Here is a 12,466-nt window from a genome sequence, read left to right on the forward strand (position 1 = left end):
AAGGCGCGCTCCATGACTCCCTTGAATCAGGCGCTGCGCGCCGCCCTCGATCACCGCCAAGACCTGATCAACACGCTGCACGCTCAGGGTACGGACTGCTATCGGCTGTTCCACGGCAGCCAGGAAGGCGCCGGTGGCTTGACCATCGACCGCTATGGTCCGCAATTGCTGGTACAAAGCTTCCACCAGTCCTTGGAAACGGCAGACCTGCTGGACTTGCACCAACTGATCAACCAGTACATGGGCCTGGAATTGTTGCTGGTGTACAACGACCGTGCCCGCGGCAACTCGCGTATCGACCGCGAAGACACGGTGTACCGCGCCGAGCCTGGCGCTTTGGAAGACCTGGTCGGCCACGAGTGGGGCCTCAATTACCGTGTGCGTGGGCGCCACGCCGGGCAAGACCCACTGCTGTTCCTCGACCTGCGTAACACCCGGGGCTGGGTCAAGGACCACAGCGCCGGCAAAAGCGTGCTGAACCTGTTCGCCTATACCTGCGGCGTCGGTTTGAGCGCGGCAGCAGGCGGCGCACGCGAGGTGTGCAACCTGGATTTTGCCGAGGGCAACCTGGCGGTGGGGCGTGAAAACGGCCAGCTCAACCCACAGTTGCCGAGCATGGAGTTTGTGCAGTCCGATTACTTCCCGGCGATTCGCCAACTGGCGGGCCTGCCGATCACCCAGCGGCGCGGGCAGAAGCTGCCGAGCTATCCACGCCTGGAGCAGCGCCAGTACGACCTGGTACTGCTCGATCCTCCCGCCTGGGCCAAGAGCGCTTTCGGCACCGTCGATTTGTTGCGCGACTATCAAAGCCTGCTCAAACCCGCACTGCTGACCACCGCCGACAATGGCGTGCTGATTTGCTGCAACAACCTGGCAAAGGTCAGCATGGAGGACTGGCGTGAGCAGGTGCTGCGCTGTGCAGAAAAAGCCGGGCGCCCGGTGCGCGAGTGGCAGGTTATGACACCTGGGGCCGACTTTCCTTCCAGAGACCAACAGCCTCCGTTGAAGACCCTGATCCTGCATTTGTAGGAAGTTTCCCAGCGCCCACGGTTCTTCGGAACCGAATTCCCGTGCCATACTCCAAGGCACTCTCGTTCGACATAGATGGCGTTCACCCATGCCCAAAGGATTGATCCGCGCCGTAGGCGCCTTGTTGACCGCCCTTGCTTTGTACAGCTTGCTGGGCTTTCTGATATTACCCGGCATCGCCCTTCGCATTGCCAACCAACAGTTGGCCAACTACGCCACAGTGCCGTCGCGCATCGAGCGCATCGAGCTCAACCCCTTCAGCCTGGAACTGACGCTGTGGGGCCTGAAGATTGGTGAGCCAGGCAAAGAGCAAGTGGGTTTCGAACGCCTCTACGCCAACCTGCAGATCGACAGCCTCTGGACCCGCGCCCTGCACCTGGCCGATGTGCAACTGGACAAGCCCAAGACCGAACTGCTGTTCGACAAGTCCGGCCAACTGAACCTGGCGCAGCTGTTCAAACTGCCACCGAGCGAGCCAACCCCGACCGATCCTGATGCCAAGCCGTTCCCATTGCGTATCGACAGCATCAAGCTGGCCGGTGGTAATGTGCATTTCCAGGACTTGCGCCCCAGCGAACCCATCGAATTCCTCTACGACGAACTCGACTTCGAGCTGAAAAACCTCAGCACCTTGCCCGACGACAATGCCGACATGACCCTGGTTGCCGCCGGCCCCGAAGGGGGTCAGATCGACTGGAAAGGCAATTTCAGCCTGGTACCGATCACCTCCGAAGGCACCTTGAAGGTTACCGACGGCAAGATGAAAGCCTGGTGGCCGTATGTGCGCGACGCCCTGCCATTGGTGTTGGAAGACGGGGTGCTCAACTTCAGCACTGACTACAAATTCAGCCTGGCCAAAGAGACCGAGCTGAACCTGACCAACACCGCCGCCAGCATCGCCCCCTTTGCGATCAAGGCCCCCGATGGCCGGCCACTGGCACGCCTGGAACGCCTGGACGTCAGCGAAACCACGGTAGACCTGGCCAAGCAGCAGGTGGTTATCGGCAAGATCCGCAGCAACAAGCTGGAAACCTGGGCCGCCCGTGAGGCCGATGGTCAACTGGACTGGCAAAAACTGTTCGCCAGCCAACCGAGCAAGCCTGCCAAGGCACCGGAGCCAGCCGCTGCCGACGCGCCTTCGGCGCAACCGGCTGCCCCGAGCAAACCGTGGCAAGTGCTGCTCAAGGATGTGCAACTGCGTAACTATCAGGTGCACCTCGCAGACCGCCAGGCTAAACCGGCTGTGGCGCTGGAGCTGGGCCCGTTGAATGTCGACGTACAAAACTTCGACAGCCTCAACCAGAGCCCCTTTGCCTTGAAGGTCGACACCGGCCTGGGTAAACAAGGCAAAATCCAGGCAACCGGCGAGGTTAACCTCAACCCCGTCAGCGCCAAGCTGAAAGTGAACACCCAGGACATCGACCTGCGGGTCGCCCAGGCTTATATCAGCCCGTTTATTCGCCTGGAATTGCGCAGCGGCATGCTCGGCAGCAACCTGGACGTGAACCTCAAAAGCACCGAGCCACTGGCCCTCCAGGTCACCGGCCGCGCCCAGGTTGACCAGTTGCATACCTTGGACACCCTCAAGACCCGCGACTTCCTCAAATGGCAGCGCCTGGTGCTGGAAGGCGTGAATTACCAGCACGGCCAAAGCCTGTCGATCGACAAGGTCAACCTGTTGCAGCCGTATGCGCGCTTCATGATCAACGAAGATCGCACCACTAACATCGACGACCTGCTGATCCCGCAGCCCGCCGACAGCGGCAGCAAGTCGGCCGCCAAACCTGCCGCCAGTAACGAGAAGCCCTTGGGCATTCACATCGGCCAGATCGCGATCAACGACGGTTCGGCCAACTTTGCCGACTTCAGCCTCACGCCCAACTTTGCCACCGCGATTCAACAGCTCAACGGCCAGATTGGCACCATCGACAGTCGCCAGGCCAAACCGGCCAGCGTCGACATCAAGGGCAAGGTGGACCGTTACGCGCCAGTGACGATCAAAGGCAGCGTGAACCCGTTTGACCCGATGGCCGCGTTGGACATCGCCACTAGCTTCAAGCGTGTCGAGCTGACCAACCTGACACCTTACTCAGGCAAGTTCGCAGGCTTCCGCATCCGCAAGGGCCGCCTGAATCTCGATCTGCACTACGTGATCACCAAAGGCCAGTTGAAGGCTGAAAACAAAGTGGTGGTCGAGCAACTGCAGTTGGGTGAAAAAGTCGACAGCTCCGATGCTGTGGACTTACCGATTCGCCTGGCGGTCGCCCTGCTCAAGGACTCCGACGGCAAGATCTCCATCGAACTACCGGTAAGCGGCGACCTGAACAACCCGCAATTCAGCGTAATGCCGATTGTGTGGCAGACCCTGCGCAACCTCGTGGTACGCGCGGCAACTGCGCCCTTCAAGTTCATTGGCGGGCTGGTCACCGGCGGCGGCTCTGAAGACCTGGGCAACGTGTCGTTCGCCGCAGGCTCCAGTGAGCTGAACAAAGACGCCGAAGGCGCCCTGAACACCCTGGCCAAGGCGCTGAAAGAACGCCCTGCCCTGCGCCTGGAAATTGAAGGCACAGCCGCTGCCAGCAGCGACGGGCCGTTCCTGGCCGCACAGCGACTGGAACGTGAATACCAATACAACTACTACAAGATCCTCCAGCGCCGTGGCGACAAAGTCCCGGCCCAGGCCTCGTTGCTTGAAGTGCCGGAGAAGGAAAAAGCACCCTTGCTGGAAGGCATCTACCGTACCCGTCTCAAACAGCAACCCCCTGCCGAATGGAAAGACCTGAGCAGCGATGAGCGCTCGGCGAAGCTCAAGGACGGTGTGATCAAGTTCTGGAGTGGTAGTGATGTGCTACTGCGCCAGTTGGGGCAAGACCGAGCCAGCACTATCAAGGATTACCTGGTAGACAAGGGCCAGTTGGAAGATGACCGCGTGTACTTCATCGATGCGCAGTTGGGGCAGGCCGAGAAAGATGGCCGCGTGATCACGCCAATGCACCTGGATGCTGAGTAACTTCTAAGCACCGCCCATCCTAATGTGGGAGCTGGCTTGCCTGCGATAGGATCACCTCGGTGCAACTGAATGACCGAGGTGCCCGCATCGCAGCATAGGTATCTACACAATTTTGTAGGTTGTAGCAGCCAACGGTAACCACGATGCGAAGCGAGCCGCTCTTGATCTGCTTTTGATCTTGATCTTAAGCGCCCCGTCAAACCACGCTGGCCGAACGCAGGCTTGAATTCGTGGGTAACCCGGCAGGACGCCGGGTTAGCCGCCCCGCGCCATGGATGGCGCGTGGCGGCGGCCCACGGATTCAAGCCTGTGTTCGGGCACACCGAGCCTAAGCGAGGTGCCGAGTGGTGGGGCAAGAGCGCTTTGCTTACTTTCGCCTGGGCCGGCATTCCGGCTTTTCGAAAGTGAGCCGCCGTCAGGGCGGAACCCTAGGTGGCCGTTACCTAAATAAAGGATATGTACCCGGTCCAACTGCGTTGACCGTTAGGCCGTCTTCGCAGGCAAGCCAGCTCCCACATTTGGATCGTGGTGTGTCAGGCAGATCTGCGTCGGTTGGTAGGTCGTCACGGGAGCAAGCTCCCTCGCCACAGGTTCACCGTCGCTGCCAAGTTGTGTAGACACCTATGCGTATCGCAGGCAGCTCCCACATTTTTTGGCCTGTTTCTGTTTCAGCCTGAAATAGAACAGGCCCCGACACAAGTGCCGGGGCCTGTAATGACCACATCCGTGTGGTCGGTCGCATGAACTCCAGAGGTGCATCAGGTGGATATCTAACTCACCCTAAGCCGCCGCTATTCAGTCCAAACGAAACGTCTAGGGTTAGTCTGCTTTCAGGCCATCAGCCGAAACAGCTTTAACGCCTTTGATTTTCTTGGTGATGGCTACAGCCGTTTCTTTCTGTGCAGCAGTCACAGCGGTAGGCGACGACAGGGATACAACACCCTTGTTGGTTTCAACCTTGATGTCGGTGCCAGGAATACCTTTTTCAGTTACCAGGTCAGCCTTCACTTTGGTAGTGATCCAGGTATCGCTGGTGGTCTCTTTAGCGTCATGGGCAGCGCCTTTGGTTTTGTCGATGCCGTCAGCCTTGGTAGCACCGCCAGCCAGCAGGCCGTCAGCGGAAACTGCAGTCACACCTTTGATTTTCTTGGTGATGGCTACAGCAGTAGCTTTCTGCGAATCCGAGATAGCGACGTCGGAGGACAGGGAAACCACACCTTTGTTGGTCTCAACCTTGATGTCCGAACCTGGAATGCCTTTTTCGGTCAGCAGGTCAGCTTTAACTTTAGTGGTGATCCAAGTATCCGAAACGCTTTCCTTAGCCTTGGTCGCTTCACCGGCCGCCAAAGTCATAGGGGCTTGGGAAGTCTGAGCAAAGGCTACGTTAGCACCCATGGCCAGGGTCAGAGCGGTAGCAGTAGCGAGAGCGAACTTCTTCATACGAGTAACTCCTGTTTTATTAAAAGTCTGCAGGCGTAAACCTTCATGCTGCAGCGCTACCAGGGATATTGCAGGCAGTGTGCCAAGTCGCCGAACAGATTAAATCCCTTTATAAACAATGAGTTATAGAAATGGCGTATTTTCGAAATCGTGCAACTTGCATGAAGCTCATCGTGCCTGCATGCAAGTTGCGGCTTTTGGGCGGCGCTAAACAGCTGATTCTGCTTCATTTTCTTGCGCCCATAAAAAAAGGACTCCGAAGAGTCCCTTTTTTCAGCGTAAAGCCTGCGGGTGATTAAACGCCCGAAGCCTTGGCTGCTGCTACGTCCTTGATGGACAGCTTGATACGGCCGCGATTGTCCACGTCCAGTACCAGCACTTCCACTTCCTGGCCTTCTTTCAGAATGTCGGTCACTTTCTCAACGCGAGCATCGCTCAGCATGGAGATGTGAACCAGACCGTCTTTGCCTGGGAGGATGTTGACGAACGCGCCGAAGTCGACGATGCGCTCAACCTTACCGACGTAGATCTTGCCGATCTCGGCCTCAGCGGTGATACCCAGGACGCGCTGGCGTGCTGCTTCAGCCGCTTCCTTGGTTTCGCCGAAGATCTTGATCGAGCCGTCGTCTTCGATGTCGATCGAAGCCTTGGTTTCTTCACAGATCGCACGGATGGTCGCGCCGCCTTTACCGATAACATCACGGATTTTGTCGGTGTCGATTTTCATCGCGATCATGGTCGGAGCATTTTCCGACAGTTCGGTGCGGGACTGACCAATGATCTGGTTCATCTGGCCGAGGATGTTCAGGCGCGCTTCCAGGGCTTGGCCCAGGGCGATTTCCATGATCTCTTCGGTGATGCCTTTGATCTTGATGTCCATCTGCAGCGCGGTCACACCTTTAGCGGTACCGGCTACTTTGAAGTCCATGTCGCCCAGGTGGTCTTCGTCACCCAGGATGTCGGTCAGGATGGCGAACTTCTCGCCTTCTTTAACCAGGCCCATGGCGATACCGGCAACCGGCGCCTTCATTGGCACACCGGCGTCCATCAGCGCCAGGGAAGCACCGCAGACCGAAGCCATCGAGCTGGAACCGTTGGACTCGGTGATTTCCGATACAACACGGATGGTGTACGGGAACACGTCAGCGGCAGGCAGCATGGCCTGAACCGAACGGCGGGCCAGACGGCCGTGACCGATTTCGCGACGACCTGCACCGCCCATACGACCACACTCGCCCACCGAGAACGGAGGGAAGTTGTAGTGCAGCATGAAGGGGTCTTTTTTCTCGCCTTCCAGGGTGTCCAGCAGCTGTGCGTCACGGGCAGTACCCAGGGTCGCAACGACCAGGGCCTGGGTTTCGCCACGGGTGAACAGTGCCGAACCGTGAGTCTTGGGCAGAACACCGACTTCGATGTTCAGCGGACGTACGGTGCGGGTGTCGCGACCGTCGATACGTGGCTTGCCGTTAACGATGTTTTCGCGAACGGTGCGGTATTCGATCTCACCGAAAGCCGCTTTGACTTCGCTGGAAGAAGGCTGGCCTTCTTCGCCGGACAGCTTGGCAACGACCTGGTCTTTCAACTCGCCCAGGCGAGCGTAACGGTCGGCCTTGACGGTGATGGTGTAGGCGTCGGAGATGGCAGCGCCGAACTCGGAGCGGATAGCGCCCAGCAGTTCGGTGGCTTCCGGGGCAGCAGCCCAGGTCCAGGTCGGCTTGGCAGCTTCGGCAGCCAATTCCTTAACCGCGTTGATCACAACCTGGAACTCGTCGTGAGCAAACAGTACGGCACCCAGCATCTGGTCTTCGGTCAGCTCTTTGGCTTCCGATTCAACCATCAATACGGCTTCGGACGTACCGGCAACGACCATGTCCAGGCTCGAGGCTTTCTGTTGCTCGTAAGTCGGGTTCAGCAGGTAGCCGGTGCTTTCGTGGAACGCAACGCGGGCAGCGCCGATCGGGCCATCGAAAGGAATGCCGGAGATGGCAAGGGCAGCCGAGGTACCGATCATCGCAGCGATGTCCGGATCGGTCTTCTTGCTGGTGGAAACGACGGTGCAGACAACCTGCACTTCGTTCATGAAGCCTTCTGGGAACAGCGGACGGATCGGACGGTCGATCAGTCGGGAAGTCAGGGTTTCTTTCTCGGAAGGACGGCCTTCGCGCTTGAAGAAACCGCCAGGGATCTTACCGGCAGCGTAAGTCTTTTCCTGGTAGTGAACGGACAGAGGGAAGAAGCCCTTGCTCGGGTCAGCGGTCTTGGCGCCAACAACGGTCACCAATACGGTCACGTCGTCGTCAACGGTAACCAGCACTGCGCCGGAGGCTTGACGGGCGATACGGCCTGTCTCGAGGGTAACGGTCGACTGACCGAACTGGAATTTTTTGATAACCGGGTTCACGGTGTCCTACCTTCTTTGTGGCTCTTGGGGGAACTTGTCTTCTTGCGAAATTCTTGGGCAATGCCGGGAATCGGCCCGACGCTCGTCCAGGGTAAAACGTGTATCCAGATAAAACTTGAGGCTGGGAGCCTACCACGGGCCAACGGGAATCCCGATGACACGCGGCAGACAACCAACCTCTAGCGCAATCGCTTATTAGCGACGCAGACCCAGGCGACCGATCAGAGTCTGATAACGACCCAGATCCTTGCCTTTCAGGTAGTCCAGCAGCTTACGGCGCTGGTTTACCATGCGGATCAGACCACGACGGGAGTGGTGGTCTTTACCGTTGGCCTTGAAGTGACCTTGCAGTTTGTTGATGTTGTGGGTCAGCAGTGCAACTTGCACTTCTGGCGAACCAGTGTCACCAACAGCTTGCTGATAGTCAGCTACGATTTGTGCTTTTTCTTGAACGTCGAGAGCCATGAGGCAATCCTTTTTTCAGGAAACCACCCAAAGGGTGATCTCAATAGGCCGAGGGCATACCCCCGTATCTATAAATGAGAAGTGACCATGCCTATTAACAGCCACCCTCGTTCGGTCATTCTGACCGAATCAGCCGACGCGGCGCGATGCGCCCGTCTTCGCTCACTTCACCGATACCGATAAAGCGACCGTTATGATCCTGTACTCGCACCATGCCGAACTTCGGGGCATCCGGGGCGCGTACCGGCTGGCCGTTGAGCCAGTAGAACGCGCTGTGTTCCGAAAAGTGCAGCAATGGCCAATCCAGCAAACCGCTGTCCGATGGCATGAGGAAGCGATCAACCGCTTCATTGCCGCCCTCGGCGTGTACCGCTTCCAACTCTTCCAGCGTGACCGTCTGGGCCAAGGTGAAAGGTCCGGCCTGTGTGCGTCGCAGTTCTGCAACGTACGCGCCACAGCCAAGTTGCTCACCAATATCTTCCACCAGGGTACGGATATAGGTGCCTTTGCTGCAGTCCACGGCCAAACGGGCAGTGTCGCCTTCACAAGCGAGCAATTCCAAGCGCGCAATAGTAACAGAACGCGGTTCGCGCTCCACTACTTCGCCCGCACGTGCCAGCTTGTAAAGTGGCTGGCCATCGCGCTTGAGTGCCGAGTACATCGGCGGTATCTGACTGATTTGCCCACGAAAAGCGGGTAAAGCAGCTTCGATATCCGCACGACCAACGGTCACGTCGCGAACCTGCAAAACATCACCTTCGGCATCCGCCGTGGTGGTGGTCTTGCCCAGTTGCATCAGGGTTTCGTAACCCTTGTCGGAATCAAGCAGGTATTGCGAAAACTTGGTGGCCTCGCCAAAGCACAACGGCAATACACCGGTGGCCAATGGATCAAGGCTGCCGGTATGCCCGGCCTTCTCGGCGTTGAGCAGCCAGCGAACCTTCTGCAACGCGGCATTGGAGGTAAAGCCAATGGGTTTGTCGAGCAGAATGATGCCACTGACGTTGCGACGAATACGTTTGACCTGAGCCACCGCTTACTCCTTGGCGTCTTCAGGTGTGGACGGATGCTGGCTGTCTTCAGCCACGGCGCGTTCGATCAGGGCCGACAGGTGCGCGCCACGCACGACGCTTTCGTCGTAGTGGAAGTGCAACTGCGGAACGCTGCGCAGCTTCATTTCACGGGCCAACTGCATACGCAGGAAACCTGCGGCGGAGTTGAGCACCTTGATGCTTTGCGCGATTTCTTCGCTGCTGTCCTGCCCCATCACGGTGATGAAGATCTTGGCGTGACCCACGTCACGGCTCACTTCAACAGCGGTAATGGTGACCAGGCCAACGCGTGGGTCTTTGACTTCGCGACGGATCAGTTGGGCCAGCTCACGCTGCATCTGATCGCCGATACGCTGGGTACGGCTGTATTCTTTTGCCATGTCTTGTTACCTGTTACTGCCACACGGTGAAACCCGTGGGGTCTGAAAGCGGCAAACGCCCGGCCTGACAAAAGCCAGACCGGGCGTTGCGTTTAGAGTCCTGACGCTGCGCGGGGCATCTGCATGCCCACACGCTGCGCGGCTCCTGAAGTGCGCGAGTTAGAGGCTGCGAGCAACCTGAACCTTCTCGAAGACTTCGATCTTGTCGCCAACCTTGACGTCGTTGTAGCTCTTGACGCCGATACCGCATTCCATGCCGGCACGTACTTCGGCAGCGTCATCCTTGAAGCGGCGCAGGGATTCCAGCTCGCCTTCGAAGATAACGATGTCTTCACGCAGTACACGGATTGGACGGTTACGGTACACAGTGCCTTCAACCACCATACAGCCGGCGATCGCACCGAATTTCGGCGAGCGGAACACGTCACGCACCTCGGCGATACCCAGGATGTTCTCCCGGACGTCGCTGCCAAGCATGCCGGTAAGGGCTTTCTTGACGTCTTCGATGATGTCGTAGATGACGTTGTAGTAACGCATGTCCAGACCTTCCTGCTCGACGATCTTGCGAGCGCCAGCATCGGCACGCACGTTGAAACCGAACAGTACAGCGTTGGAGGCCAGTGCCAGGTTGGCGTCGGATTCGGTGATACCACCGACACCGCCACCGACAACGCGCACTTGCACTTCGTCGTTACCCAGGCCGTTCAAGGCGCCGTTCAACGCTTCGAGGGAACCACGAACGTCAGACTTGAGGACGATGTTAAGCGTCTTCTTCTCTTCCTGGCCCATGTTCTCGAAGATGTTTTCCAGCTTGCCGGCGTGAGCACGGGCCAGCTTGACCTCGCGGAACTTGCCTTGGCGGAACAGAGCCACTTCACGGGCTTTCTTCTCGTCGGCCACTACGCTCATCTCGTCGCCAGCGTCCGGCGTACCGTCCAGGCCGAGAATCTCGACTGGGATGGCAGGACCGGCTTCCTTGATTGGCTTGCCGTTCTCGTCGAGCATGGCACGTACACGGCCGTAGTTCGAACCGACCAGCACCATGTCGCCTTGGCGCAGGGTACCGTCTTGAACCAGCACGGTAGCAACCGGGCCACGGCCCTTGTCGAGACGGGACTCAACCACGACGCCACGGCCAGGAGCCGATGGAGTAGCGGTCAGTTCCAGGACTTCGGCTTGCAACAGGACTGCTTCGAGCAGTTCGTCAACGCCGGTACCCATTTTCGCCGACACCGATACGAATGGCGTCTCGCCACCCCATTCCTCGGACGTCACGCCGTGAACCGACAGTTCGCTACGGATGCGATCGAGATCAGCGCCCGGCTTGTCGATTTTGTTCACGGCAACGACCAGAGGAACACCGGCAGCCTTGGCGTGCTGGACAGCTTCAATGGTCTGCGGCATTACGCCGTCGTCCGCTGCAACCACCAGGATCACGATGTCGGTCGCCTTGGCACCACGGGCACGCATTGCGGTAAACGCGGCGTGACCTGGGGTGTCGAGGAAGGTGACCATGCCGCGCTCGGTTTCAACGTGGTATGCACCGATGTGCTGGGTAATACCACCGGCTTCGCCTGCGGCAACCTTGGCACGACGGATGTAGTCGAGCAGGGAAGTCTTACCGTGGTCAACGTGGCCCATTACGGTCACAACCGGCGCACGGGAAACCGCTTCACCTTCAAACTTCAGGGACTCGGCCAGGGAATCTTCCAGGGCGGTGTCGCTGACCAGGGTCACTTTGTGGCCCAGCTCTTCAGCAACCAACTGGGCAGTTTCCTGGTCCAGTACCTGGTTGATGGTGGCTGGAGTGCCCAGCTTGAACATGAACTTGATGATTTCAGCAGCCTTGACCGACATCTGCTGGGCCAGATCGCCCACAGTGATGGTCTCGCCGATCTTCACTTCACGCACGACAGGGCCGGTTGGGCTCTGGAAACCGTGGGCGTTGCGCTTCTTCAGCTTGGCCTTGCCGCGACCACCACGACGGAAGCCATCGCTTTCTTCGTCGGTGGTACGTGGGGCAACGCGTGGCGCAGGCGCTTTCTCTTTGACCGAGGCGCGGTGCGGAGCGTTTTTACGCTCGCCATCGCCACCACCACCGCGACGATTGTTGTCGTCAGCACGTGGTTTGTCCGGACGACGAGGTTCGTCGCGCTTGCGGGCGTCTGCTGCAGGAGCAGGTGCAGCGGCAGCCGGGGCAGCCTCACGCACAGCTTCAACAGGGGCAGCGACCGCGTCCGTGGCAGCAGGTTGCGCAGCAGCAGGCTGGCGACGCGCTTCTTCTTCGGCGCGACGCTTGGCTTCTTCTTCAGCCTTCTGACGTGCAGCATTTTCTACTGCGCGACGTTCTTCCAGCTCGCGTTTGCGCTCGGCTTCGATTTCTTCCGGGCTGCGCTGTACGAAGACTTTCTTCTTGCGTACTTCAACGCTGATGCTCTTGCTACCCGCAACACGCAGGGTGCTGGTGGTTTTGCGCTGCAATGTAATCTTGCGCGGTTCTTCCACTTTCGCCTTGTGGCTGCTCTTCAAGTGAGTCAGCAGAGACTGCTTCTCACTATCGCTCACACCTTCATCGGCGGCGGTGTGCGGCAGACCTGCCTCACGCATCTGCTGCAACAGGCGCTCTACCGGTGTTTTGACCTCATCGGCCAGTTGTTTCACCGTGACTTGCGTCATGCACTTCTCTCCT

At 58.6% G+C, this 12,466-nt stretch carries 8 protein-coding genes; 2 read left to right on the forward strand and 6 right to left on the reverse strand.

Annotation, left to right across the window (positions count from 1 at the left end):
* Positions 1-12: 12 nt before the first annotated feature.
* On the forward strand, positions 13-1,029 hold the full coding sequence (locus V8689_RS24315) for a class I SAM-dependent rRNA methyltransferase (protein ID WP_056785043.1): 1,017 nt from the start codon (positions 13-15) through the stop codon (positions 1,027-1,029).
* Between the two features lie 88 nt (positions 1,030-1,117).
* Positions 1,118-4,039 (forward strand): DUF748 domain-containing protein, encoded by a 2,922-nt coding sequence (locus V8689_RS24320; RefSeq protein ID WP_056785040.1) that lies wholly within the window; start codon positions 1,118-1,120, stop codon positions 4,037-4,039.
* Between the two features lie 819 nt (positions 4,040-4,858).
* Here the strand turns inward: V8689_RS24320 and V8689_RS24325 are convergent.
* The 6 genes from V8689_RS24325 to infB form a co-directional block, all read right to left on the reverse strand.
* Positions 4,859-5,479, reverse strand: coding sequence for a BON domain-containing protein (locus V8689_RS24325; RefSeq protein ID WP_056785037.1), 621 nt, complete (start codon positions 5,477-5,479; stop codon positions 4,859-4,861).
* 295 nt (positions 5,480-5,774) lie between these two features.
* On the reverse strand, positions 5,775-7,880 hold the full coding sequence (gene pnp / locus V8689_RS24330; RefSeq protein WP_003194180.1) for a polyribonucleotide nucleotidyltransferase: 2,106 nt from the start codon (positions 7,878-7,880) through the stop codon (positions 5,775-5,777).
* Positions 7,881-8,075: 195 nt separating this feature from the next.
* Positions 8,076-8,345 carry a 30S ribosomal protein S15 gene (gene rpsO, locus V8689_RS24335; protein WP_003177875.1) on the reverse strand — a complete coding sequence of 90 codons (270 nt, stop codon included), beginning with the start codon at positions 8,343-8,345 and terminating at the stop codon, positions 8,076-8,078.
* 115 nt (positions 8,346-8,460) lie between these two features.
* Complete coding sequence (truB, locus tag V8689_RS24340) at positions 8,461-9,378, reverse strand: tRNA pseudouridine(55) synthase TruB (protein ID WP_003176136.1); 918 nt, start codon at positions 9,376-9,378, stop codon at positions 8,461-8,463.
* A gap of 3 nt (positions 9,379-9,381) precedes the next feature.
* A complete protein-coding gene (gene rbfA / locus V8689_RS24345; RefSeq protein WP_016973761.1) occupies positions 9,382-9,777 on the reverse strand; it encodes a 30S ribosome-binding factor RbfA in 396 nt (131 codons plus the stop codon).
* A gap of 159 nt (positions 9,778-9,936) precedes the next feature.
* Positions 9,937-12,453, reverse strand: a complete 2,517-nt coding sequence (gene infB / locus V8689_RS24350; RefSeq protein WP_003194185.1) for a translation initiation factor IF-2 — start codon at positions 12,451-12,453, stop codon at positions 9,937-9,939.
* Between the last annotated feature and the right edge of the window lie 13 nt (positions 12,454-12,466).

The sequence above is a fragment of the Pseudomonas sp. AK181 genome, assembly GCF_051122975.1.
Classification (GTDB): domain Bacteria; phylum Pseudomonadota; class Gammaproteobacteria; order Pseudomonadales; family Pseudomonadaceae; genus Aquipseudomonas; species Aquipseudomonas lactis.